18 protein-coding genes are annotated in these 25,826 nt (G+C 45.5%); 9 read left to right on the plus strand and 9 right to left on the minus strand.

From position 1 onward, the window contains the following. Positions 1-50: 50 nt before the first annotated feature. Positions 51-308, minus strand: a complete 258-nt coding sequence (atpC, locus tag FAM09_RS25360) for an ATP synthase F1 subunit epsilon (RefSeq protein ID WP_136579970.1) — start codon at positions 306-308, stop codon at positions 51-53. Positions 309-401: 93 nt separating this feature from the next. After that, a complete protein-coding gene (gene atpD / locus FAM09_RS25365; protein WP_136579971.1) occupies positions 402-1,901 on the minus strand; it encodes a F0F1 ATP synthase subunit beta in 1,500 nt (499 codons plus the stop codon). Positions 1,902-2,302: 401 nt separating this feature from the next. Here atpD and FAM09_RS25370 point away from each other — a divergent pair, with 401 nt between their 5' ends. Next, on the plus strand, positions 2,303-3,466 hold the full coding sequence (locus tag FAM09_RS25370; protein WP_136579972.1) for a hypothetical protein: 1,164 nt from the start codon (positions 2,303-2,305) through the stop codon (positions 3,464-3,466). 45 nt (positions 3,467-3,511) lie between these two features. Here FAM09_RS25370 and FAM09_RS25375 read toward each other — a convergent pair whose 3' ends face one another. The 5 genes from FAM09_RS25375 to FAM09_RS25395 all read right to left on the minus strand — a co-directional run bounded on the left by FAM09_RS25375 (position 3,512) and on the right by FAM09_RS25395 (position 11,094). After that, complete coding sequence (locus FAM09_RS25375; protein ID WP_208025656.1) at positions 3,512-4,465, minus strand: NAD-dependent epimerase/dehydratase family protein; 954 nt, start codon at positions 4,463-4,465, stop codon at positions 3,512-3,514. A gap of 154 nt (positions 4,466-4,619) precedes the next feature. Continuing rightward, the gene (locus FAM09_RS25380) at positions 4,620-7,661 is read right to left on the minus strand and encodes an efflux RND transporter permease subunit (protein WP_136579973.1); all 3,042 of its coding nucleotides are present in this window, start codon (positions 7,659-7,661) and stop codon (positions 4,620-4,622) included. Between the two features lie 152 nt (positions 7,662-7,813). Then, complete coding sequence (locus tag FAM09_RS25385) at positions 7,814-8,869, minus strand: efflux RND transporter periplasmic adaptor subunit (protein WP_136579974.1); 1,056 nt, start codon at positions 8,867-8,869, stop codon at positions 7,814-7,816. Positions 8,870-9,028: 159 nt separating this feature from the next. After that, positions 9,029-10,387, minus strand: a complete 1,359-nt coding sequence (locus tag FAM09_RS25390; protein WP_136579975.1) for a TolC family protein — start codon at positions 10,385-10,387, stop codon at positions 9,029-9,031. Between the two features lie 68 nt (positions 10,388-10,455). Continuing rightward, positions 10,456-11,094, minus strand: coding sequence for a TetR/AcrR family transcriptional regulator (locus FAM09_RS25395; RefSeq protein WP_136579976.1), 639 nt, complete (start codon positions 11,092-11,094; stop codon positions 10,456-10,458). A gap of 311 nt (positions 11,095-11,405) precedes the next feature. Between FAM09_RS25395 and FAM09_RS25400 the strand changes: the two genes are divergently transcribed. Then, the gene (locus tag FAM09_RS25400) at positions 11,406-13,307 is read left to right on the plus strand and encodes a DNA polymerase III subunit gamma/tau (protein ID WP_136579977.1); all 1,902 of its coding nucleotides are present in this window, start codon (positions 11,406-11,408) and stop codon (positions 13,305-13,307) included. A 118-nt stretch (positions 13,308-13,425) separates the two neighbouring features. Here the strand turns inward: FAM09_RS25400 and FAM09_RS25405 are convergent, their stop codons facing one another. Further along, positions 13,426-15,525: a M48 family metallopeptidase gene (locus FAM09_RS25405; protein WP_136579978.1), complete on the minus strand. Its 2,100-nt coding sequence runs from the start codon at positions 15,523-15,525 to the stop codon at positions 13,426-13,428. Positions 15,526-15,803: 278 nt separating this feature from the next. Here FAM09_RS25405 and FAM09_RS25410 point away from each other — a divergent pair, with 278 nt between their 5' ends. Together FAM09_RS25410 and FAM09_RS25415 are read left to right on the plus strand one after the other, a co-directional pair. Continuing rightward, positions 15,804-17,435 carry a pyruvate dehydrogenase complex dihydrolipoamide acetyltransferase gene (locus FAM09_RS25410; protein ID WP_136579979.1) on the plus strand — a complete coding sequence of 544 codons (1,632 nt, stop codon included), beginning with the start codon at positions 15,804-15,806 and terminating at the stop codon, positions 17,433-17,435. 259 nt (positions 17,436-17,694) lie between these two features. Beyond that, positions 17,695-18,555: a hypothetical protein gene (locus FAM09_RS25415; RefSeq protein WP_136579980.1), complete on the plus strand. Its 861-nt coding sequence runs from the start codon at positions 17,695-17,697 to the stop codon at positions 18,553-18,555. A gap of 13 nt (positions 18,556-18,568) precedes the next feature. On the opposite strand, the gene FAM09_RS25420 is transcribed toward FAM09_RS25415, so the two are convergent. After that, entirely contained in the window at positions 18,569-20,410 is a 1,842-nt protein-coding gene (locus tag FAM09_RS25420; RefSeq protein WP_136579981.1) for an outer membrane protein assembly factor BamB family protein, read from the minus strand. 286 nt (positions 20,411-20,696) lie between these two features. Here FAM09_RS25420 and FAM09_RS25425 point away from each other — a divergent pair, with 286 nt between their 5' ends. The 5 genes from FAM09_RS25425 (at position 20,697) to FAM09_RS25445 (ending at position 25,809) form a co-directional block, all read left to right on the plus strand. After that, positions 20,697-21,305, plus strand: a complete 609-nt coding sequence (locus FAM09_RS25425) for a hypothetical protein (protein ID WP_136579982.1) — start codon at positions 20,697-20,699, stop codon at positions 21,303-21,305. Positions 21,306-21,338: 33 nt separating this feature from the next. After that, positions 21,339-22,928, plus strand: a complete 1,590-nt coding sequence (locus tag FAM09_RS25430) for a flotillin family protein (protein WP_136579983.1) — start codon at positions 21,339-21,341, stop codon at positions 22,926-22,928. A gap of 147 nt (positions 22,929-23,075) precedes the next feature. Beyond that, a complete protein-coding gene (locus tag FAM09_RS25435; RefSeq protein WP_136579984.1) occupies positions 23,076-23,939 on the plus strand; it encodes a UbiA family prenyltransferase in 864 nt (287 codons plus the stop codon). After that, entirely contained in the window at positions 23,932-25,032 is a 1,101-nt protein-coding gene (locus FAM09_RS25440; RefSeq protein WP_136579985.1) for a type III polyketide synthase, read from the plus strand. The genes FAM09_RS25435 and FAM09_RS25440 overlap by 8 nt, the downstream gene beginning before the upstream one ends. A 60-nt stretch (positions 25,033-25,092) precedes the next feature. After that, complete coding sequence (locus FAM09_RS25445) at positions 25,093-25,809, plus strand: methyltransferase domain-containing protein (RefSeq protein ID WP_136579986.1); 717 nt, start codon at positions 25,093-25,095, stop codon at positions 25,807-25,809. Positions 25,810-25,826 lie beyond the last annotated feature (17 nt).

The raw sequence follows: 25,826 nt of genomic DNA on the forward strand, positions 1-25,826 counted from the left end.
TTCATCGGGGGAAAATATAGTTGAATCTAGCTGAAAGTATTCTGCTCAGACTATCCTACAATGGTAGCGCCTTCTACCAGTACGGTAGTTTTGTTACCCACCACTTCTACGAAACCACTTTGGATTTCATAATATGCCAGGTGATTACTTTTATCTTTTAACACTTTTACCCGACCGGATTTCAGCGCACTTACCAACGGAGCGTGTTTATCAAGCACTTCAAACAAACCGGTTATACCAGGCAGTTGAACACCATACACTTCACCGCTGAACAGCTTTTTTTCCGGAGTTAAAATCTCTAAATTCATAATTTGAAAATTTGTGAATTTGAAAATTTGAAAATGAAGTCTGACAGTCATGTGCTAACCATTTTCAAATTAGCACATCTTCAAATTCTCAAATTAACCCTGCGCCTGAGCCAACAGCTTCTTACCTTTTTCGATGGCATCATCAATAGTACCAACCAGGTTGAACGCTGCTTCCGGGTATTCATCTACTTCACCGTCCATGATCATGTTAAAGCCACGGATAGTTTCTTCGATGGGAACCAGTACCCCTTTCAAACCGGTAAATTGCTCAGCCACGTGGAAAGGTTGTGACAGGAAGCGTTGTACTTTACGGGCGCGGAATACGGTTTGTTTATCTTCTTCACTCAACTCATCCATACCTAGGATGGCGATGATATCTTGTAATTCTTTATAACGTTGCAGGATCAGTTTTACGCGGTTAGCGCAATTGTAATGGGCGTCACCTACGATCTGCGGCGAAAGAATACGGCTGGTAGAATCAAGCGGGTCAACCGCAGGATAAATACCTAAGTCAGCGATCTTACGGCTTAATACGGTGGTGGCATCCAGGTGGGCGAAGGTAGTAGCCGGAGCGGGGTCAGTTAAGTCATCCGCAGGTACGTAAACCGCCTGTACTGAAGTGATTGAACCGTTTTTGGTAGAAGTGATACGCTCTTGCATCAGCCCCATCTCGGTAGCCAGCGTAGGTTGGTAACCCACAGCAGAAGGCATACGTCCCAACAGCGCCGATACTTCAGAACCGGCCTGGGTGAAACGGAAGATGTTGTCAACGAAGAACAGGATGTCGCGGCCTTTGCCTTTTCCATCGCCATCACGGTAGTACTCGGCAATGGTCAAACCACTCAGGGCCACACGGGCACGGGCGCCCGGAGGTTCGTTCATCTGTCCGAATACAAAGGTAGCTTTAGAATCAGACAGCTCTTTCATGTTCACTTTGCTCAGGTCCCAGCCGCCTTTTTCCATGCTGTGAATAAAATCGTTACCGTATTTCATAATGCCGGCTTCGATCATTTCACGCATCAGATCATTTCCTTCACGGGTTCTTTCACCCACACCTGCAAACACTGATAAACCAGCGTAAGCTTTGGCGATATTGTTGATCAGTTCCTGGATCAATACTGTTTTTCCTACACCCGCACCACCGAATAAACCGATCTTACCACCTTTTGCATATGGCTCAATCAGGTCAATTACTTTAATACCGGTAAATAATACTTCGGTTGCAGTGCTCAGGTTCTCAAATGCCGGTGGCTTGCTGTGAATGGGGCGACCATTCGTTTTAGGTACAGCAGGCAAACCATCGATAGGATCGCCGGTTACATTAAACAAACGACCTTTAATTGCCTCCCCGGTTGGCATGGCAATAGCAGCGCCGGTATCTGATACTTCCATTCCCCGCACCAGGCCTTCGGTACCGTCCATAGCGATACAACGAACGCTGTCTTCACCCAGGTGTTGTTGTGCTTCAAGCACTAACACTTCACCATTTGGGCGCTTCAATTCAAGCGCATTATAAATTTCAGGGAGTTTTCCTTCAAACTGCACGTCTACCACAGCACCGATGATCTGCTTGATCTTACCAACATTTGGCATATAATAGTTTGATTTAGCGTGAGCGTTTTAATTAACTGCTTTGTTTTCAACAACTTATTAGTGTTTCAACGCAGCCTTTTTAATTTCGGCTGCAAAGGTAAGTGAACGACGGGTAATTTTGAATTAATGACGGGAGATTTTTGGAAAGATGCCAGAGGGGCCAATTGCCGAACAGTTACCAGTTACCGGGTCCCGGTTATCAGGAAAACCGTTGCAGTCTGGCACCCGGCACAAATTTCAGCATTCTGCTATTGATACCCTGCAACTTGTAACATGTAACCTGTAACTGATATTTTTGAACCAGCACCGGTAACTGGCAACCGGCAACCGGTAACTATTTACCGCTTTTTCGCTTTATTTGTATTTTGATATGCACTTATGCGATATCCTTATATCCGAACATGCAATTAACTGAAGTCACCACAATCCGGGCAGCGAAAGATTTCATCAGCGCAAATGTTGAACTAAACCGGTCCAACCCCAATTACATCCGTCCCCTCGATAAGGATGTGGAAGAAGTTTTCAATCCCGCCAAAAATAAATCCTTCAGGCATGGTGAATGTACCCGTTGGATATTGCATAATGAAAAAGGTGAATTACTGGGTCGTATTGCCGCATTCGTAAATAAGAAATATAAGAACAAGGGGGATGAATTTCCTGTTGGCGGCATTGGTTTTTTCGACTGCATCAACAGCCAGATGGCCGCCGATATGCTTTTTGATGTGGCCAAACACTGGCTGATGCAACGCGGTGTGGAAGCGATGGATGGCCCTATTAATTTCGGTGAGCGCGACCGCTGGTGGGGACTGGTTACGGAAGGCTTCCAGGAACCCCTGTATTGCATGAACTACAACCCGCCGTTTTATCGCGAGCTGTTCGAAAACTATGGTTTCCGCCCTTTCTTTAACCAGATCTGCTTTGGCGTTGACCCCAAGAAAAAACTAAGCGAAAAATTGTTCGAACGCCACGCCCATTACGCGCATCCCGATTACAAGTGCATTCGCATCGATAAAAAACAGCTTCCGAAATTCGCAGGCGATTTTGCGCATGTATATAATAAGGCCTGGGCCGGGCATGGTGGTTTGAAGGAATTGAAGAAAGACCAGGTGCTGCTGATGTTCAATAAAATGCGGCCGGTGATGGACGAACGGATAATTTGGTTTACTTATTATAAAGAAGAACCCATTGCCATGTTCATTAACCTGCCCGACCTGAACCAATGGTTCAAATACCTGGATGGTCAGTTCAACTGGTATCACAAACTGAAATTCCTGTGGATCAAAAAGACCAAGCCTTGTAAAAAATGTACGGGCCTGGTGTTTGGTATTGTGCCCGAATTCCAGGGCAAGGGTATAGATGCCTTTATGATCGTTGAATCAGGGAAAGTAATTCAATGGCAAACGCCTTATACAGAATATGAAATGCAATGGATCGGCGACTTCAACCCTAAAATGCTGAACGTTGCCGCCGGACTGGGCGATACCTTTCGCAGCCGCGTGCTCACCACCTACCGCTATTTGTTCGACCGCACCCGTGAATTTAAAGCACACCCCATGGTGAGTTAGTTTCTCCGGAAAAAAGAATTTTTCTCGTGAAAATATCGGCTACTTCTATTGCTGTACTTTCAATGCCCATGCTACTGTTTCTTTGATCCCTTCTGAATAAGACGTAGGCGTAAAACCAAACGCCTTATTGAATTTGTTGGAACTGAACAGGTATGGGTATTCGTTCTGGTAATTCATTTCCTTTAATTCTTTCAGCGTGCGGATAAACAATCCGGCCACCGTCAGCATCCAACCCGGGATCGTTGAAATTCCATTTGGTTTTTGCATGGCAGCAGCAGCTTGTTGCACAAACTGCCTGCCGGTTAACAGATCTGGCGCAGTAGGCAAATGCCAGGTTTGATCAAAAGCGGTTTCTTTTTTCGCCAACAGGTACAATGCTTTTGCAGCATCCGGTACATATGTAAGGGAATGCGGTTGATCAGCATCGGCTAACCATTGCGCTTTCTTTCCTTTTACCAGGTTACTGATCACGAGTATATTCGGCATACTGGTTTTAAAACCAACGGGACCGTAAAAATCTGCACTCCGTGCAATTAATGCCTGCAGGTTGCCCGCTTTTGTTTCCTGTAGTAATTGAGTGGCAATGGCTGCCCGTACCTCGCCTTTTTTACTACAGGGGTTGAAAGGCGTTTCTTCCGTCATCCAGCCATTTACTTTACCGTACATGTATACGTTATCAAAGAAAATAAGCTTTGCACCTGTTTCCTTACAGGCATTCATCACGTTGGTCATGATCACCGGCCATTGCGCACGCCACACGCGAATGTCATATTGCAGGCCTATTAACAAATAAACAACGGAAGAACCTTTTATTGCCTCCAGGGTTTGCCGGTAATTGGTTGCATCTGCCGAAACAGCTTCAGCACCCGCTACCGGTTTTGCGTTGCGCGATACCAATCGCACCTTTTCATTATTGCTTAATAAAACCGGTAACAACTGGTCGGCCACTGCCCCTCCGGCGCCAAAGATGGTATGAATGTTCATGGTATAGTGGTTCATTGTTTTATAATGTATCTATGTGTTTTTCAAGTCTCAGGCTGAAAGCCGTAAGCTATAAGCCATAAGCAAATGCAATTATTTTTGGTGTTTTTGCTTACAGCTTGCAGCTTATAGCTTATAGCCCGCTTCGCTAAATCTAAAACGCTTCATTTCACTATTGATCATTTATTTTCGGTGCTAACAACTTATACAACACCGGAGTAACAATCCTTGTTAACAAAGTAGAGCTGATCAATCCGCCGATGATCACCAATGCCAGTGGCGAATACAGGGGATTATTTTCCATTACGAGTGGCAGCAATCCGCCAATTGCAGTTAGTGTGGTTAGAATGATGGGCACAAATCTGGTTTCGCCGGCTTCCTGTATGGCATCATCAAGACTCATTCCCTGTTTACGCAATTGATCGGTATAATCAACCAGCAAAATAGAGTTTTTTACTTCTATTCCAATCAAAGCAATTAAACCAATTACCGCAACAAAAGAAAACGTATTTCCTGTAGCTAATAACATGAGCACGGCGCCGATAATTCCCAGTGGTATTACAGAAAGCACGATGAGGGTTCCACGAAATGTTTTGAACTCAAGGATCAGGGTTCCCAAAATGCCGAAGATAGTTATTAACACAATGGTGCCTAACCCGCCAAAACTTTCCTGGCTCGCTTCTACTTCACCTGCAGCAACATAATGGGAGTTGGCCGGGAAATGCATCGTATCTAATTGTTTCAATATCCCTTCTGTTATTTTACCGGTGTTATACCCGCTTTGTACAAAGGCCGTGGTTACAGTGAACCGGTCTTTATCGTAGTGCTTTATGGTAACGGGTGATGTTTCAAAACGAATGTCGGCCACCTGGTTCAGCGGAATAGAAGCGCCGGTCATGCTGCTCACATATACTTTGCTAAAAGCCTCATAAGTTTGCCGTTCTTCACGCGGCAGGGTAACCGTAATATTAAACTCATCGCCATTTTCCTTTCTGAAGGTGCCGATATTTAATCCGGCTACCGCCATCCTGATGGTGCGGTCTATTTCATGTACCGGTACGCCCAGCAGGCCCGCTTTTTCTTTATTCACTTTTACCCGCAGATCGGTTTTCAACGTCGTGAGCTCATTGTTCACATAAATGGTGCCGGGCGTTTTCTTCAGCAAGGATTCCACCCTGAATGAAAGATTACGCAACGTGTCCAGGTCTTCACTAAACAGCCTGATGGCAATGGGCGCTTCTACCGGCGGACCCTGTTCAAAATCTTTTACTTCAATTTTAGCGTTGGGATAATCTTTGAACTTTGTTCGCAATTGGTCTATCAGCTTTCTTTTTTCAGCCGGCGGCGTTTCTTTCAATTGCACAAACAACTGGGCATAATTGCTTACATCATTTTGCGGGATCACATTATAATAAATGCGGGGGTTGCCGCGCCCTACATTGGTTGCATAGTTCTTCAGGTCAGGAATATTGTTAATCTCTTTCTCTACATACCGCGCCACCTGGTTGGTTGCGGGCAAGCTGGTGCCTAATGGGGTTTCTATATTGATCAGGAACATCGGTTTTTCAGAGGCGGGGAATACGCTGAACCCTACCACCGGCACCAACGCCAGGGAACCCACAAAAATACCCAAGGCTACCAGCAAGGTAGTTATTGGTCGCGCAACGGCGGTGTGCAATAACCTGCGATACGAACCGCCAATGAATTTTTTCAAGCCACGCATAAACAAATTGCCTTCGGGATTTTCATGGTTGCTCAAAATACGGCTCGACAAAAACGGTACAATAGTGAGTGAAACAAACAACGAGGCCAATACCGTAGTAACTACTGCTGCGGGTAAGCTGCGAATAAAGTCGCCTGCGCCTTCTGGTAAAAACATCAATGGCAGGAAGGCAAAGATCAGGGTAATGGTACAACCGATCACCGCCAGGCCTATTTGTTTGGTGGCCGCCATAGCTGCTTCGCGCCGGCTATAGCCCATGCGTAAATAGCGTTCAATATTTTCTACCACAACAATGCTGTCATCTACCAGCAATCCCAATGCTACCACCATACCCACAATACTCAACTGGTTTATGGTTATGCCAAATAGATCGAGCAGGAAAAGCCCTATGGCCAACGACAGTGGAATGGACACCATTACCACAATGGATGCCCGCCAACCCAGAGGCAACAGGGTTAACAGCACCAGGAAGATGGCAATGGCGAAATCACCTGCAAAGCCACTCAGGCGGGTACGAACGCTGTGTGCATTATCAAAGCTCTGTTCGAAGGTTATGTTCTTAGGCAGCTCATTCCTGAATTGCGCCAGCACCGGTTTCAGTTGCTTCTCCACATCAAAGATATTAGTGCCCATTTTCCGGCTGGCAGTTACAAATACACCGCGGTTCCCATTCAACCGGGCAAGGTAGGTTTGCTCTTCATAATTAAAGTTTACATCAGCTACGTCTTTAACGTACACCAGTTTCCCGTTTACATTGCTGACAATGGTATTTTTAATTTCATCGATGCTTTTATAATTGCCGCTGGTTTTGATATTGAATTTCTTCTCCCCCATTTCAATACTGCCGCCGGGTATATTCACATTTTCGCTTTGTATAGCGCTCATTACTCTGTTAAGCGGAATATTATACTGCGCCAGCTTTTCCAATTGTACGGCTACGCGTACCTGCTGCTGCGGGAAAGCCCAGTTATCTACATTCTTTAGTGATTTTATTTTCTCTAACCGCTCTTTTAATTTTTTACTCCATTCTTCCAGGTCTTTATACGGAGCAGTTTCACTAAGCAGCGCTATCTGCATGATGTTTACATCAGAAGGCGAGAATTTCATTATATCAATATCAAGTATGTCTTGCGGCAGTTGATTTTTCAATGCATCCATTTCCCGAACCACATCCTGGTACTTTTTATCAGGATCGGTTTCATATTTGAATTCTACCCGTATCACCGCCAATCCATCATCGATACGGCTTACGATGCGTTTGATATCATCAAGCTCGTTCATTCTTTTTTCAACGGGGTCAACCACCAGTTCTTCCATATCTTTCGGACTGGTACCGGGATACACTACAATGACGTTAAATTGCGGCGCCTGAAAATCAGGGTCTTCACCGCGGGGCATATTCAACAGCGAATTAATGCCTATAGCGATCAGCATCACAAACACAATGAGTGTGAACTGATAATTTTTTACTGAGAAGTCAGTGATCTTCATATGATGAGAATTTGAAGATTTGGGAATTTGAAAATTTGAAAATGAAGAACGCCTTACGTGGCTTGTGAATAAGGGTTGCTTGATAATATCGGCAAATGCGACCTAAAGAACCACAAACCATAAACAATAAACCATAAACAATAAACCATAAACTATTTAACTACCTTTACCACCGACTTATCGGTTAAGTACCCTACCCCTTCTGTTATCACTTCCCGCGCACTATCCAGTCCACTCACAATAGCAGCTTTATTATTCTCAAGAAAAGCAATGGTGACTTTGTTTTTGGTAACCGTTTTTCCATCGGCATTCACGGTATACACATAACCAATTTTATCACTCGCCTCCGCAATGGCCTCCACCGGCACCAGGGTAACCGTTTGTTCTGCGGCCGGTTGTAGTTGAACAGTAGAAAATAATCCGGCGGCAAAGCGGGCGCCATTAGGCAATACTTTTACTTCTACCTCATAAGTGCCACTGGCCACATCGGCCCCCTGGGCTATTTCAGTGATAATGCCGGTAAATGATCTGGTAGGATATGCGTCTATTTCAACAGCAGCCTTATCGCCTTTTTTCAATACGGCCCAGTCTTTATCAGATACCCCAAAGCGTATCACCCAATCATTACCAGCCGTTCCGTTTACAAAAAACACCGGCGAACCTGCACCAGCCATTTCCCCTTCATTCATCAGCTTTTTAAGAATGGTGCCGCTTTCGGTGGCGCGGATCTGGGCATACTGCTGGTTAAAGCGGGCAATGCGCAGGCTTTCTTCAGCCACCTGCAATTGAGTAGTGGCGTTCTGCACCTGTTCCAGCGTGGCTACGGTATCGTTATATAAGTTCTTTACCCTGTTCACATCGCGCTGTACTTTTTCAACCCCCTGCGAAGCCTGCTGCACCTGGGCATTGATCTCCGTAAGATCGAGCGTGGCCAGCAACTGCCCTCTTACTACATGATCGCCTTCTTTTACATATATTTTTGAAATAATGCCGCCTATCTTGAACGACAGCCGGGCTTCGGCTGTAGAAGCCATGGTTCCTGAATATTTTAATACCGGTGCATACCGGGTGGTTGTAACGGGTTGCACTTTTACGGCAATAGCGTCATCTGTTACAGTGGCTGCTTGCGGCCCGCCATTGCAGGCTGTTAGTACCACAAGGGTTGTTGCCATTAATAAAAAGGTAAAGGGGAAGAATATACGTTTCATCTTAAATAATATTTATGTTGATGAACTAGGATTTTTATTAAGTGAGGGTACGTGCTCTTTAGAAAGATTTAGCGATTTAGGGATTTAGGGATTCGCCGGCTCTTCGCAAGGTTCGAATCAAAAGAAATCTCAAAATCCCGCAATCTCAAAATCAGAAATTTAAAAATTATGGGATGCGGTAACCCGTTCCAGTTCGGCGGCGCGCGTCAATACAGCCAATTGTGCCAGCGAATAATTTAGCTGGGCGTTGGTCAATTGCGTGCGGGCATCGATCAGTTCTATTTGCAGGGCCTGGCCTTCGCGAAACCGTCGCTCGGCAAACCGGTAGGTTTCCCGGGTGCTTAGCACTTCATCGGCAAGCGCCTGCAAGGTTTGTACAGCCGACCGGTAATTGTTGGTTGAAGTGCGCACCTGCAACGTCAGTTGCTGTTCTACATCTTTGTATTGCGTGCTGAGCGCATCCAGTTCCAATTGCGACTGGCGTACCTTATATTTATTATCATTTGCTTTAAATAAATCCCACCGGAACTGTAGCCCGCCTAACTGGTAAAACTGATCGCCGTTAAAACGAAAACCAAAACCCTGAAAACCGATGTTATAAAATGCATTCAGTTTGGGTATTATGTACGAGCGGTTCATTTTAATACTGGTGCCCACTACCTTTTGCGCACTTTGCAATTTGGTCAGCTCTTCGCGCCGTACCGGTACATCCAAAGAAGTAATTACAGCAGTATTCACATTTTCAAAAATGGTGGTGTCTTTAACGATCTCCGCGTCGAGCGATTGGTTGAGCAGGCAATTAAAATACGCGGCTGCATTCTGTTGTTGATTGGTGGCTGCAATCAACGAAGCTTTCACCTGGCTTACCTGCGCCCTGGCGCGTAACACCGTTTCTTTGGTAGCCATGGCATTTTGCATAAACTTTTCGCTTACCCGCAAATTTTCACTGGCGAGCGCCAGCGCATTATTATAAATGTCAACAGCTTTACCAGACTGCAGGTATTGGTAATAAGCTTCTTTAATGTTTTTTACCAGCTCACGTTTGTAAATATCAATGTCGGCCTTTTGGGTATGGATCAATTCCTGTTTAATAGCCTTATTATAACGTATATCGGTATTCACCAGGGGGAGCGAAACTTCTACGCGTGTGTCGTGAAAGTCGTTTGGCAGAAAAGCAATGGTTTGATTGCTTATCTGCGGAAATTTGTTCTGGCCGCTTAACTGGTTGAGGGTGGAATAAACTCCGTTCAGCATGTCCCCAACAGGCAGATCCTGGGTACGACCGCCGGAAGCCAGAGTGTATTGCGAATTCAAACTGGCTTGCGGATAAAATAATGCTTTCGCCCGTTTCAGGTCGAGCTCGGCTTTTTGCAGATCGAATGTTTTCTGATGCAAGGCCAGGTTACATTCCAGCCCTTTCTTTACATAATGGTCTATGGTTGTTTGCGCAGTGGCCGAACAGGCAATGAGAGCCCCGGCAAGCCCGATAGCTATCGGGACTGTCAGACTTCTTTTCATAAGTCGCTCAGTTTTATATTATATTGTAAATATTATTAACAGTGTTAAGTGCACAAGCAAAAAAAACGCTAGGTTTTATTGCCCGAAGCGTCCAGCACATTCAGGTACCAGGTCAACCCCTTAGTCATCAGCGTCACCGCTTGCTGATCGCCGGTAACCACCTTATCGAAGCGGTTACGGATGGCCAGGGATACCATGCCATGCACCATGCTCCACATTGTCATTGCCATGGCGTCTATATCGCCCTTTATGATCAGGTGCTTGTCCATGCATTCCTGCAGGGTTTCTTTTAAACGGCCTAATGCCTGGTCGCCGCTTTTCCATTCACAATTGGCATCCATCGCCTGTAAACATTCCATGGGCGCCTGTAATATGAACATGAGGTCATAAAAGGCGGGATTCTCGAGGCCGAACTGAATGTAGTACTCGCCCATTTTGTGCAGCCGAACCAGCGGGTTCTTTATCGTCCATAAGTCGGCCGTATATTCAGCCATCTTCTGAAACCCTATTTCATGCAGGTTATACAGGATCTCGTTCTTGTCTTTAAAATAGAGGTATACGGTGGTAGGACTATACTCAATAAGGTCGGCAATTTTGCGGATAGAAACATTCTCAAACCCTTGTTCCATAAATAGTTTCATGGAAGCGTCGAGGATCGCCTTCTTTATGTCCTGCTTTTGTTTCTCTTTTCTTTCCGCTATGCCCATAATCTTTTAATTAACGCCACAAATATACTTAACACCGTTAAGTATCCAAACATTATGTCGTTTTTTTTAAATATTCTTTTTACAAATCCGTTTACGGCTGTTGAATAACAAGCAATTGGGTTTTGAAATGGTGGGTGGTCAAGGGTGAATGGGTCAATGGTCAATGCCTGCCCGCCAGGCGGCATAAGCTGCAAGCAAATACCAGTAATTCACTGCCTTTATGCCTTGTTGCCTCGTTGCCTTTTTCAATTATTACAACTTGTCCCGATATATCGGGATTATCACATTGATTCTTACATTTGCCGGATATCATGGATAAATTCATTGTTTCAGCCCGAAAATATCGTCCGCAAACCTTTGATACGGTTGTAGGACAAGCCCATATTACCACTACCCTCCAGAATGCGATCAAAAACCGCCAACTGGCGCATGCCTTTTTGTTCTGCGGTCCGCGTGGGGTGGGTAAAACAACCTGTGCCCGTATTCTGGCTAAAACCATCAATTGCGAAAAACCTACCGCTGAAGGGGAAGCCTGTAACGAGTGTCAATCATGCGTAGCGTTTAACGATGGTATTTCATTGAATATTCATGAGCTGGATGCGGCCAGTAACAACTCGGTTGATGATATCCGCTCCCTGGTTGAGCAGGTTCGCTTTGCCCCCCAGGCCGGAAAATATAAAGTGTATATCATTGACGAGGTGCACATGCTTAGTTCCTCGGCCTTCAACGCCTTTTTGAAAACACTGGAAGAACCTCCTTCCTACGCCATATTTATATTAGCAACAACTGAAAAGCATAAAATTCTACCTACCATCCTCAGTCGATGCCAGATCTTCGATTTCAAGCGCATCACCAGCAACGATACGGTAGAGCACCTGCAGAACATTTGTACAAAAGAAGAGATCAAGGCCGAAAAACCGGCGTTGCAGGTAATTGCCCGCAAAAGCGAAGGCTGTATGCGCGATGCGCTTAGCATTCTCGATAAAATAGTAAGCTTTACCAGCGGCACGGTTACTTACCAGAATACGCTGGAACATTTGAACATTCTGGATGCAGATTATTATTTTAAAATGATAGACTGCATGCAACAGCAAGACCTGGCCGGCGCTATGTTATTGTACGATGATATAGACCGCAAAGGTTTTGAAGGCGACCTGGTGTTGAATGGTTTTTCAGAATTCATCCGCAACCTGCTGGTATGTAAAGATGAAAAAGTAGCCGGTTTGCTGGAAGTAGTAGAAAGCTTTAAAGACAAATACATTGCTACCGGGCAAAAAACATCGGTGGCCTATCTCATCAGCGCGCTGAATATTTTAAACGAAGCAGAGATCAACTTTAAAGGCGCCCGTAACAAAAGACTGCATACCGAACTGGCCATAATTAAATTAACCTACCTGCAACAGGCCCTTGAGCTGGCCGCCACAGGCGATGGCATTGGTAAAAAAAAAGTAGTTGATAATGCGCAGCCGGTAGCTTTTCGCAAATTGGCGATGGTGGAAGACAGAAGTAAGAAGTCGGAAGCTGGAAATCAGCAGCCGGAAGCCGGAGGTCAGAAGCCAGAGGCAGGAAGTCGGAAGCCGGAAGCCGGAAGTCAGAAAAAAGAGTCGATCTATCAACAACCCAATAACGAAGCCAGGCTTATCATAGAAGAACCTACGGTCGATTATATTAGCCAGGAAGAAGAAGAGCAGAACTACATGCAAAGCATGCAAACTGTTCAATCTGCGGGAACCCAACCACAAACTACAAACCACAAACCACAAACTACCAAGCTTGGCACGCTTGAATCCATCAGGCAAAAGTTTGCGAATAAACAGGCAGGAAACGTCAATCCCGCCATTCCGCTAACGATGGAAAAGCTAATGGAACACTGGGTAAACTTCACTCAAAGATTAAGAGATAATAAAAACCCGGCCTCCCAATCATTCGACATGGCCCGGCTGGTTATTTTAAGCGAAAGCAGTTTTGAGATCGTTACCAATAATAACCTGGAGCAGAAATTCATTGAAGGTGAACGCCGCGACCTGTCGGAGTATTTACAACAACGCTTCAACAACCGCACGCTGTTGTTCAACATTATCGTTACCGATAACCCGGTTATACAGGAACCAATTGAACGGCCCCTCTCTACAAAAGAACAGTATCTAAAAATTGTAGAGCAATATCCACTGGTGAATGAATTGAGAAGTAAACTGAAGCTCGGGTTTGAATAAAGCAGTTTCCGGGTACCGGTTCCCGGTCACCGGGGCAACAAACTCGGAGTCCCTGATTATCTGTAGAGCGATCGAAATTCAAGTACCGGCACCTGGTAACCGGTAACTGGTAACCAGTCTAATTCAAATACGGCAACTGCGCCTGCAGTAAACTTTTAAATTTCCTGAATACAAAATCATTGATGGCGCTCCAGCTTTCATTGGCCAGGTTGTGCAATTCGTTCAGCTCGTTATTATAAAATTCATTGCGGGAAAAATAAACATACTGGCTATCGAGAAATTTTTGCACTTTTTCTTTCAATACAGGAGAATAGTCAAAAGCCCCGGCAGTGATCCATTGGCGGATATGTTTTTTATAAGTGGTTTCCTGTGTTTTTAACTGTTGAATGATCTCCTGAACCTGTTCAAGCGAAGCCCCACCAGTTTCGTATATCGGCGCAAGCCCTTCTAACATAGTTTGCGTATGTTGAAAATAATCTTCCATTTCTTTACGCAGGTTAAAAAAATCAATATATCCGGTCCTCAGTTCCATGGCTTTGGCATAATCCTTTTGCATAGCCTTGTTGTAAACCAGGCGGTACGATTGCTTATCAGCCGTTTCCAGTTGAAGCTTTAACGCAGCAAGCTCCTTCTGCAATCTGTCAGAAATAGTAGCAGCCTGGTCACGCTCATACTTCTCACCATCAAAATCAAACGTTTTTGTATCCACCTGCTTTTCTGCAATGGCTTTTAAGATCTGAATATCTGTTTCAACCGCTTTGATCTTCGCCTGTAACCCGGCATTGGCCGGTGAAAATATACTGGCAACATCTTCCACAGGTCCCTGTTGCTGCGATAGTTCCTCTATGTTCAACTGGGTGATCTGTCTTTTATCGTAAAAATTATTGTACTCCGGTGGTAATGAATATAACTCATAATCCTGCTGTACCAGCTTTTCAAAATCCGGTGCATCCAGCGCATGTACATCATTAGGCAACTCAACAGCAACGTACACTTTCTTTGTTAACTGCTGCTGCCAGTGTTCTGTATTATCAAACAAGATCCAGGCACTTTCATCGTTACGGCCGCTTTGTACGTTGAGGTTGTTTAAATGTACTTCCCGCTCTTCCAGCGCCGGGTGCGAAGCCCACTGATCTTTAAAATTTACCCGGGTCATATTCAGGGTCTTTAAAAAGGCTTCATCCACTACAGGCAAATCGTTCTGCAGGGATAATTTAAAGTCTTGCGCCAGGCGCCTGGTATAGGCTTGTTGATTGGGATACAAATTGCTGGTGATCCGTTTTTCTTTAAACAACTCGCCGCATTTCTGTATAACGGCATTGTAACTGCTACTCGCCAGTTCAACGCGGCGTAAAGCCGAAACACAATTGGCAGAACCGCTAACACTGGCCGCTACCGCATCGGCATGGAATTCCATCTCGCGCGACAGGCTCATATAATTCTTATTCAGCAATCCGTACATTTTTTGCAACACCCATTGTATGCCGGTTACTATACGAACAACTACCAGCACGAAAATGGCGAAATAGTCACTGATGCTGGCCCAGTTTTGCAATGACCGGGAATAGCTGGTATTTTCATACAGCATATTGTAAATTACCCGGTTTACATTGTATACAAAGCTGCCCAGCTTCATGCTACGCTGCGAAAAGTGGCCAAACTCATGCGCCAGAATGGCTTTGAATTCGCTCAGGTTAACAGCATTTACGAGGCCTAAACCAATCTGCAGGTTCTTTTTTACAGGAAAAAACATGCTTAAAAAGCTGGAGTCATAAAAAACACAGGCATTTACCTCGGGCGACAGGTATATACGCTTGGGAAAAGGCGTTTGCGTGTCTTTGGTTAACAGCCTGATGAAAGCAAACAATTTGGGATGGTCTTTTTCTTTGATCTCAACGATGCCCGAACGGTCGTACCGCGCCACCGAAAAAATAAACTTAACCAGGAATATAAATACCATTACACCCAAACCTACCAGGCCAATGCCCAGCATTATGGTTATGAAACGGGGTATGGCCACAATCAGGGCAAAACCAAAATAAACGCAGGCAATAGCCAACAGTACCGACAGGAAGATCAATATAAGATAAACTATAAAAAAAAGGACTATAGATCCCATTACTTTGGATACTTCTTTCTTAAAAGCCGCGGAGGGAGCTGTAACTGTCACCGGAATATTTTCCGGGGTGGCGGGGTACATTAAGGCGTTGATTGACATAAAGGTTTTTGCGAATTCAGGTTATAAAAAACCGAATTATTTTGAATAATTCAAATAGCAGGGCCTATAATTGTGAAATTTGTTGCCGGTTACCGGGTACCAGGCTCCGGTTACCGGGGAATCAAAAACACCAGCGCTAGTTCATTCATCCTCAACAAAGAACCGGGAACTGGCAACCGGTAACTGGTAACTGGCAACCAGTTTTTCCAATTGCTCATTTTGCTGTAATTTCGACCACTCAAATCGAAAAAATCAGAAATATCAAATAAGAAATATTTATGGCTGAAGTGATCTTAATGCCCCGCCTGAGCGATACCATGACAGAAGGCGTGATAGCGGCCTGGCATAAAAAGGTAGGCGACAAAGTTAAGAAAGGCGACTTACTGGCAGAGGTGGAAACCGACAAGGCCACCATGGAACTGGAAAGTTATAAAGATGGCACCCTGCTTCACATTGGTACTGAAAAAGGGGGAAAACTACAGGTAAACGATCTGCTGGCCATTATTGGTAACGCCGGTGAAGACATCAGCTCCCTTATTGGTGGCGGTGGCCAAAAAGCCGCTCCTTCAGCAGCAAAAACGGCAGCACCTGAACCCGCCAAAGCCGAGGCTAAACCCGCCGGCGAATCACTCGACCTGGCCAATATGCAGGAAGTGATCCTGATGCCCCGCTTAAGCGATACCATGACAGAAGGCGTAATTGCCGGCTGGCATAAAAAAGTGGGCGACACTGTGAAAAAAGGCGATCTGCTGGCTGATGTGGAAACCGATAAGGCTACCATGGAGCTGGAAAGCTATAAAGAAGGTAAATTATTATATATAGGCGCGCAGAAAGGTGATAAAGTTCCCGTGAATGCCCTGTTGTGCATCATCGGCGACGAAAAGAAAGTAGATGTTGAAAAGATCGTAGCTGCCGCCAAAGGTGGCGCAACCACTGCAGGCGCTGCTCAAAGCCAGCCTCAGGCCGCTGCTCAAACTGCACAAGCGGGAAGCGCTCAAACCGAAACCGCTGCACCAGCCGCAGCCGGCGGAAATGGTCGCGTAGTCGCTTCTCCCCTGGCCAAAAAATTAGCTTCTGAAAAAGGTATCGATATTTCCAAAGTGGCCGGTTCCGGCGATGGCGGACGTATTATAAAAAGAGATATTGACAATTATGTTCCTGCTGCCGGTGGCGCACAAGCTGCTTCAACAACTGCTCAACCTGGCAAAGCTCCGGCTGTTGCAGGTGAGGTAAGCTTTGAAGAAGTTCCTGTATCGCAAATGCGTAAGGTAATTGCCAAACGTTTATCTGAAAGCAAATTCACCGCTCCTGAATTCTACCTCACCATGGAAATAAACATGGATAAAGCGGTAGAAAGCAGAGCCAAAATAAATGAAATTGCTCCGGTTAAGATCTCGTTCAATGACATGGTGTTGAAAGCCTGTGCCATTGCCCTGAAACAACACCCGAAGGTTAACAGTAGCTGGCTAGGAGATAAGATCCGGGTTAACCATCATGTGAATATTGGTGTAGCCGTTGCCGTTGAAGAAGGCTTACTGGTGCCTGTTGTGCGCTTTGCTGATCTGAAATCATTATCGCAAATTGGAGCTGAAGTAAAAGACTTCGCGAAGAAAGCAAAAGATAAAAAACTGCAGCCAAGCGATTGGGAAGGCAGCACCTTCACCATCAGTAACCTGGGGATGTTTGGCATTGAAGAATTCACCGCCATCATCAACCCACCCGATTCATGTATCCTGGCTGTAGGCGCCATTAACCAGGTTCCTGTTGTAAAGAATGGTCAAATTGTAGTGGGTAACGTCATGAAAGTTACCTTAACCTGCGACCACCGTGTAGTTGACGGCGCAACCGGCGCTGCGTTCCTGCAAACCCTGCAAGGCTTGTTGGAAGAACCACTGCGCATGCTGGTTTAATTTAACAAACTCACTTTACTGTATAAAAATGCCTCACTGTTATGGTGGGGCATTTTGGTGAATGGGCAGTAGTGAGTGGTGAGTGAGTTCCCGAATTTTAAAATTTCTGACCTATAGCGAGGCTCACGAATTTTCGAAACCTTACACTTTTTTGAGGCCCGCTCACAACTCACCATTCACCACTCACCTTGTTTTATTCACCTTTGCCCTTCCCCTCATTTTAACTACTTTTAGTACGAACCCTAAACAACCAATCTCAATGAGGCTTGTATATTTCTTCCTCCTGATGATCACTATGCTTGCATCCTGTGAATCAAAAAATGCAAAAACCGGCCTGCCTTTCACAAAAGACTCCCTCATGGGCAACTGGATGGCCGTTAAAGTAACTGCCTCCCTGAAGATCATGAACAGCACAAGAAGAACAGCATTCGAAGATTACAGGGATTCGGTTATGGAACCCATATACGATAATGTAGAACTTGCCGTTTTTCAATTTCAACCGGGCGGCGTGGTTACGGTCGATGACGGGCATGTTGATAAAATAACAGGTAACTGGTTATATAACGACAAACGGGAACTTCTCCTTCGATATAAATACCTGGTAGAAAAAAACAGGTCCCTGTTCAGTGTTGAACATTACTGGCACGACAGCCTGCAACTGGAAAATGTTATTCCCAGGAACAGGGATACGATGTACGTCACGTACTTCATGCAAAAATTAAGGACCAACGATTCTGTACCCAACCTGTTCGACCCTGCCTTAAACAAATGGCGCGAAAAACCGCTTCATGCCGAAGATCCCGCTGCTATTAAAACCCGGCTTAAGCAGGTGCTTTATTATTACTCCGCTTACTTTGCCAATATTTCAGGGAACAGAATACCTGTCTTCAACATCAGGAAGATCCTTTGCCCCATCCTGTTCTACAACGGCGGCATTGGCTTACAGAAATTCAATAAAAACGATGAATGGAAAAAGGTCTTTTATGACAACAGCGATGCACAAAAAGCACATGCGATGTTAAGCGATGCTTTTTCAAAAATTACCAACTACCCCGACAAAGCCGGCGATTATGTAAAGGAATATGTTGTTGCCCTGAAGTTGGTGGCTGATGCATTATAATTTTTGTAACGAATTACTTCACCTCCAGCAACGCCACTTTCCCATCCATGGTTGATGCAACCAGGTGCTTTTTATCCAGCACCCGAACCGTGTTCACCATGGAATTATCGATCTTATGGGCCCAGGTAATTTTTTGTGTTGCCAGATCGATCGCATACACTACTCCATTACGTGTACCAAAAAATAATTGTCCGTCTTTTTCAATCAACATCGATGGCACATGTTCGTACCCAAACCCTGCATGCATTACCCAGGCCGGTCGTTGCGCCGTGCGACTGGCAGCATACGCCACAACGGTATCCTGCATTGTTTTTCCATAAACAAATTTTCCATCGGCCGACATCCCGATCGACTCCCGTACCCGCGTCTCATTATTTTGCCATAAGGTAGCGCCTGTTATTGCATTAATGGCATACAAGGTACGGTTGGGACAAACCACATATACCACACTATCATGCGCAACCGGAATACAGGCGGCCGGCGAAAAGTTGATCACCGGAAACCCAGGATTCCATTGCCAGACCAATTGCCCATTGCTTCTGCTCACGGCATACAGGTTCTTATCCCAGGCGCCAAAGATCACCATGTTGCCATATATCAACGGGGTGCTCACCACAGGTCCCTGCAGGCCGGCAAACTTCCAAAACACATATCCGTTTGTCAGGCTCAATGCCATAAAGTTGTGATCGCTGCCGCCGATAAAAACCGTATCGCCCACAATTACCGGCGAGCCCAGGACCGATGCGGCTGTTTTTACTTTCCAGTTCAATTGCCCGGTCAACACATTCAAACAATACACATGACCATCACCGGAACCCAGCACCACTTTTCCGGCTCGCACTGCCGGCGAGGAGAAAACAGCGCCATTGGTTTTATAGGTCCATTTCTTTTTCCCATCTTTCAACGATAACGCCATAACAACACCATTCTGGTTTCCCACCACTACCAGGTTGCTGGCAACTGCGGGAGTAGCAATCACATTCGCATCAGAAGAAAATATCCATTTCGGTTTTACATGTGCGTATTGCGTATTGATTGCATACGATGGCCGCTCAAAATGCTTTGCCGAATCAATACGAAGCGGAACAACTTTTGTCCAGGCCGCAAGCGGTTCACCACCCGGCCGCCGTTCTGTATAAATGATCGAATCGCTGTACACATCAACCAGGTTGTAACCACCCAGCGGCGCTTTTGCCCGCAGGTTCGAACGGCCCATCACACCGGGAATACCTTCAAAACTAAATGCTTTGTTGCCGTGACCATGCCCACAAATGATCATCAGGGTGTTGTATTGTTTTAACCGGTCAGTGATCTCGTACCAGTTATCCAGGCTATTATCAATGGGATAATGATTACAAAAAATAACAGGTTGTTGTTTGGGCGTTTTAGCCAGCAAACTATCTAACCATACAATGGCATTACGCGGAATATGTCCGTCGCTCATTCTTACATACGGACCCGAAGCGCAGCCGATAAAACGAATGCCATTATGATCGAACTGAAACTTATCGTACCCGAATGTGCTGGTAAAATGAACGCCGCCGCTTTCACTCCACCCCGTATCGTGGTTACCCGGAATGATATAATATTTCACCTGTAAACTGTCGAGGATCTGTTTGGCCAGCGCCAGTTGTGCATCCGTTCCCAATTCAGTAATGTCGCCGGTGATGATCACAAACGCTACATCATTCAGCTGGTTAATGTCCCGTACCGTCCTGCGCAGGTCCTCTTCTGCGGAGCCGTTGGGCGAACCAATATGAGTATCACTGATATGTATAAAACGAAATGACTTAATCTGTGCGTGCAGTAAACCAGTTGCCAACAGCAACATTGAAATAAAGAAAAACCGTTTCATGGCCGCCAAATTAATCTATTAATAAAGAGGAAATACCAGCAGAAAACGGCAGGCGCATTAAATTAATGTTTATATGCATCTAGCCGTGTTACGGTTCGCTTGATCCGCCAGGGTAACCGTGACACGGCTTCTCGTTCCAAAAAATGTCATTCGCACCTGTAATGTTTATTGCCCGAACCCTACCAATAATGTATAGCAGAAAACAAATAATCAGCCAACTGGTTTCATTATAGTTTCGTAAAATTGATGAACATTTATTTTTTTATCACAAAACCCCTAAACCCTTATGCTGCTCAGTGTTACTTCCTGGTGGCATCACCTGGCAACCTTTGAAAAGATCCTTTGGGGAATTGCCATCGTGTTTTCTGCTATTTACCTGCTTCAAAGTATGTTGTCGCTTTCCGGCGGAGATGTAGATCATACAGACGGCGATGCAGATAGTTACGTCGATCATGACGATGGCATCTCGTACCAGTTCTTTACCATCAAAAACATGATCGCCTTTTTCACCATGTTTGGCTGGGTGGGCATCGCTGCTTATTCCAGTGGCATAGGAAAATTTGCCACTATTCTGCTGGCGTTGGCCGGCGGAACGGCCGTAGTGTTGCTGATGGTCATTGTGTTGAAAAACATGAGCCGGCTTCGCCACAATGGCGCCCTGCAATTAACCAATGCCATCAATCAAACAGGCACCACCTATTTATTTATTCCGGCCAAACGCGGCGGCACCGGAAAAGTGCATATAAAAGTGCAGGGCACCCTGCATGAATTACCTGCCATGACAGATGATGATGAAGAAATTGCAACAGGTAAACTCATCAGGGTGAAAAACATCATCAACGACCGCATTTTACTGGTAACGCTTGCCGATCATAATCTTTCATACAAGATATAAACGCCAATTTCAAACCCTTAAATTAATGACGTTATGGATCAATTTCTGATTGTAGTGGCAGGGGCCGTGTTGTTCCTTTTCATTTTGATCATCTCCATGTTCCGCCGGTACAAGCGGTGTCCCAGCGACCGCGTGCTGGTGGTGTATGGTAAAGTAGGCCGCACCAAAGATGGTACCGACGGCAACCTCAGCGCCAAATGTATACATGGAGGCGCCGCCTTCATCTGGCCTGTTATCCAGGATTATTCATTCCTCGATCTCACGCCCATTTCCATTGAGGTAAATTTAACGAATGCGCTGAGTAAGCAAAACATTCGCGTAGATGTGCCTTCCCGGTTTACCGTTGGTATTTCAACCGAGCAGGGTGTTATGCAGAATGCAGCGGAACGTTTGCTTGGGTTACAACAACCCCAAATTAACGACCTGGCTAAAGACATCATCCTGGGACAAATGCGCCTGGTGGTTGCCATGATGGATATCGAGGAGATCAACAGCAACCGCGATAAATTCCTGGCCAATATAGCTTCCAACGTAGAAGCCGAGTTGGTTAAGATCGGTTTAAAAATGATCAACGTAAACGTAACCGATATTAAAGATGAAAGCGGTTACATTGAAGCGTTGGGTAAAGAAGCATCGGCTAAAGCGATCAACGAAGCGAAGAAAAGCGTTGCAGAGCAGGATAAAATTGGTGAAATTGGTAAAGCCATTGCCGAAAGAGAGCGCGACGTAAGCATGAAGCAAACCCAGAAAGAGCGCGACGTTCAGATTGCCGAAACACAACGCGACCGCGACTCCCTGATCGCTGTTGCCACCAAGGATAAGGAAGTATTGATCGCCGCCGCTAAAAGAGATGAACAGATCGGTAAAGTAGAAGCAGAAAGAGATACCCGTATTAAATCGGCCGAAGCGAACTCTATTGCGGTGCAGGGTGAGAACATGGCGAAAATTCAGATAGCAGATTCAGAAGCATCGAGAAGAGAAAGAGAAGCGGAAGCGTTGAAAAGAGCCATGGCTGCTGAAAAAGTACAGGCTGCCCGGGCGTTGGAAGAAGCTTACCTCGCCGAACAAAAAGCGGAAGCTGCCAGGGCCGATAGAGAACGCGCTTCGCAAAACGCCAATATCGTAGTAACGGCCGAAATACAAAAACAAAAAGCCATTATCGAAGCACAGGCGGAAGCTGAAAAGATCCGCGAAAAAGCAAAGGGTGAAGCCGACGCTATTTACGCCAAACTGGAAGCGGAAGCACGAGGTATGTACGAGATCTTAACCAAGCAGGCTGAAGGTTTAGACAGGATCGTGAAAGCCGCTGGAAATAATCCGAAAGATGCCGTACTGTTGCTTATTTCAGATAAACTGCCCGAGCTGGTGAAAATGCAAACCGAGGCTATCAAGAATATCAAGATCGATAAAGTAACGGTTTGGGAGAACGGACAAAACGGATCGGGCAAAAGCTCTACCGCCAACTTTGTATCTGGCTTGTATAAAGCAGTACCACCGTTAAAAGATATTTTTGATATGGCCGGTATGGACCTTCCTTCTTACCTGGGCAATACGAAGAAAGTAGAAGTTCCCGCCAATGGTGATACCAGTGAAGCCCTTGTCGTGAAAGATGATAAACAGTAATATGGTTTGATGGTTTGATTGTTTGATTGTTGGGGCTCCTCAAATAAGATCGAACTGACCGAATTGCGGGAACCATAACCATTAAACAATCTAACCATCAAACAATAATCATTATCTTTAAAGAGTCCCGGCAAGCCGGGACTCTTTATGTTACAACGATCTACCATACAACTGCTCCGGCTCCATTTTGCTTTTTTCCTGTTACCGGTATACCTGTTCGCATTAAGCCAGGTACCCGTTATCAATACAGGGCATGCCATATTGATCTTTTTCATCCTGCATTTACTCGTGTATCCTTCCAGCAATGGCTATAATTCATACATGGACCGTGATGAATCGTCTATCGGCGGCGTCAAACATCCACTGCAGCCTACACGGCAGCTATTTTACCTCAGTATCATCATGGATGTAGTGGCTGTTCTTTTAAGCCTTTTTATCAGTTATTGGTTTACATTTTGTATAATAGCGTACATAGCCGCATCAAGAGCATACAGTTACCGGGGGATCCGGCTTAAAAAATATCCAATCGGCGGTTATTTGACCGTAATAATTTACCAGGGCGCCGTAACCTGGTTTATGGTATATCACGGAAGCAGCATCGACAAAACAATAGCAGTGCCACCGGCCGGCATGGTAACCGCCAGCTTACTGATAGGCGGTTTTTATCCGCTCACACAGGTATACCAGCACGAGGCCGACCGGAAAGATGGCGTAGTTACCATCAGTGCATTACTGGGCTACAGAGGTACTTTTATTTTTACCGCATTGGTGTACACCGCGGCTATGAGCATCCTGGCCTGGTGGTTCTTTACCCATGGAGAACAAAAAAAGTTCATAGCATTAGCAACTATGATGCTGCCAATTCTCGTATATTTTTTTAGTTGGGCCTTTTTGGTGTGGAAAGATGTACGCACCGCCAATTTTGCCAATGCGATGCGAATGAATATACTGGCGTCCATCTGTACCAACCTGGCTTTTCTTACCATATTAATCTGGAGGGGATTTGAGTAAAATAATTGCAATCGGTACGGCAGTGCCTTCATTCAAACACCGGCAACAGGATATCCTGCAGTTCATGCAGTTGATCTATTCATTTTCCGAAGCGGATAAACGCCGGTTGCGCTTTTTGTATCATCAAAGCCATATTGATACCCGTTATTCAGTGATCCCCGATTACAGCCGAAAATTCCCGGAATGGAAGTTTTACCCGCATACTGAAAACCTGGAACCATTTCCATCGCTTGAACAACGCATGATCTGGTATCACAAATACGCGCCCCAGCTATCAGTAAACGCCATTCGCGATTGCCTCGATGGCAAATTACCCGAATCGGAGATCACCCACCTGATCACTGTTAGCTGCACCGGCATGAGCGCGCCCGGGCTCGACCTGCAGGTAATGGAATTGCTCGATCTTCCCCGGCATACCGCCCGTTCTTCCATAAACTTTATGGGTTGCTACGCCGGTATTCATGCTTTAAAAACAGCCGATGCCATTTGCCAGACTGATAAACTGGCAAAAGTATTGATCGTTTGCACGGAGCTGTGCACGTTACATTTTCAACGCGAGCCAACGATCGACAATATTGCTTCCAGCCTGCTGTTTGCCGATGGCAGCGCCGCCGCCGTGATAACAAGCGATGCACATCCGGCAAAAGGCCTGCGCCTCGATGGTTTTTATTCGGAAGTGATCCCCAAAGGCAAAAAAGACATGGCCTGGGAAATTTCCTCCACCGGTTTCCTCATGACATTGAGCAGCTATATTCCCGATCTGCTGGAAGAAGATTTCAGCCATTTTACCAACAGGGCGTTGGCCAGAACCGGGTTAACCAAACAGGACATTACCCACTGGTGCATTCACCCCGGCGGCAAAAAAATACTGGAGACCATTCACAAAACGCTGTCATTACAAAACGGCGAGCTACAAGCCTCCTACGACATACTGCAGCAGTATGGCAATATGTCGTCGCCCTCTATTCTTTTCGTGCTGAAAAAAATAGCGCCCGCCCTCTGGCATACCCACAACAAGAAAGAAAGAATTTTCGGAGCCGCCTTTGGTCCCGGCCTTACCATGGAAACGTTTGTAGCATCAACGAATTCCTAATGTTTTGTGAGAGCGGATGGCGCGTTTCGCAGGTAGATTAGAAAATCATATATTACAATCGTGAATTTTCGTCACCGATCATATCAACACGAATTGCTCGACCGCCCGGATATTCCTTTTGAGGATATTAAACGGAATATGCAGGAATTGAATTTCATCAACACCTGGTTGGGAGGCCATGCCATTACCATTACCGGCGTGGAAGCATTGGTGAACAAAAATGGTCCGGTTACTATTTGCGAGATCGGGTGTGGCGGTGGCGACAACCTGGCGGCCATTCAAAAGTGGTGCGAAAAAAGAAACATTAAGGCCGCTTTTATTGGTATTGACATCAATCCTCATTGCATTGATGTAGCCGCCAATCGCCAACTTAACAACACGCAACTGATCGCGTCTGATTATAAAGAAGTGCAACTGGAAATGCAACCGGATATTATTTTTTCATCATTATTCTGCCATCACTTCTCCGACCGGGAAATGGTAAAAATATTACAATGGATGAAAACCAATGCCCGGCTGGGGTTCTTTATAAACGATCTGCACCGGCATCGGCTTGCTTATTACTCAATAAAAGTGTTGACCGCTTTGTTTTCGAACAGTTACCTGGTGAAACATGATGCGCCTTTATCTGTAGCCCGTGGATTCACAAAAGATGAATGGTTACAATTTTTCAATATCGCCGGCATCAGCAATTTTTCAATAGAATGGAAATGGGCCTTTCGCTGGCTGATCGTATTCAGGAATACAGAAGCAGGAAGCAGTAAGCCAGAAGTATGAAAACTACACAACCTCCC

This window comes from Niastella caeni, from assembly GCF_004834005.1.
In the GTDB taxonomy this organism is placed as follows: Bacteria; Bacteroidota; Bacteroidia; order Chitinophagales; family Chitinophagaceae; genus Niastella; species Niastella caeni.

Bases quoted from the DNA above. Each gene is read 5' to 3' on its own strand.
- atpC (WP_136579970.1), bottom strand. From the start codon at position 308: ATGAATTTAGAGATTTTAACTCCGGAAAAAAAGCTGTTCAGCGGTGAA.
- atpD (WP_136579971.1), bottom strand. From the start codon at position 1,901: ATGCCAAATGTTGGTAAGATCAAGCAGATCATCGGTGCTGTGGTAGAC.
- FAM09_RS25370 (WP_136579972.1), top strand. From the start codon at position 2,303: ATGCAATTAACTGAAGTCACCACAATCCGGGCAGCGAAAGATTTCATC.
- FAM09_RS25375 (WP_208025656.1), bottom strand. From the start codon at position 4,465: ATGAACCACTATACCATGAACATTCATACCATCTTTGGCGCCGGAGGG.
- FAM09_RS25380 (WP_136579973.1), bottom strand. From the start codon at position 7,661: ATGAAGATCACTGACTTCTCAGTAAAAAATTATCAGTTCACACTCATT.
- FAM09_RS25385 (WP_136579974.1), bottom strand. From the start codon at position 8,869: ATGAAACGTATATTCTTCCCCTTTACCTTTTTATTAATGGCAACAACC.
- FAM09_RS25390 (WP_136579975.1), bottom strand. From the start codon at position 10,387: ATGAAAAGAAGTCTGACAGTCCCGATAGCTATCGGGCTTGCCGGGGCT.
- FAM09_RS25395 (WP_136579976.1), bottom strand. From the start codon at position 11,094: ATGGGCATAGCGGAAAGAAAAGAGAAACAAAAGCAGGACATAAAGAAG.
- FAM09_RS25400 (WP_136579977.1), top strand. From the start codon at position 11,406: ATGGATAAATTCATTGTTTCAGCCCGAAAATATCGTCCGCAAACCTTT.
- FAM09_RS25405 (WP_136579978.1), bottom strand. From the start codon at position 15,525: ATGTCAATCAACGCCTTAATGTACCCCGCCACCCCGGAAAATATTCCG.
- FAM09_RS25410 (WP_136579979.1), top strand. From the start codon at position 15,804: ATGGCTGAAGTGATCTTAATGCCCCGCCTGAGCGATACCATGACAGAA.
- FAM09_RS25415 (WP_136579980.1), top strand. From the start codon at position 17,695: ATGAGGCTTGTATATTTCTTCCTCCTGATGATCACTATGCTTGCATCC.
- FAM09_RS25420 (WP_136579981.1), bottom strand. From the start codon at position 20,410: ATGAAACGGTTTTTCTTTATTTCAATGTTGCTGTTGGCAACTGGTTTA.
- FAM09_RS25425 (WP_136579982.1), top strand. From the start codon at position 20,697: ATGCTGCTCAGTGTTACTTCCTGGTGGCATCACCTGGCAACCTTTGAA.
- FAM09_RS25430 (WP_136579983.1), top strand. From the start codon at position 21,339: ATGGATCAATTTCTGATTGTAGTGGCAGGGGCCGTGTTGTTCCTTTTC.
- FAM09_RS25435 (WP_136579984.1), top strand. From the start codon at position 23,076: ATGTTACAACGATCTACCATACAACTGCTCCGGCTCCATTTTGCTTTT.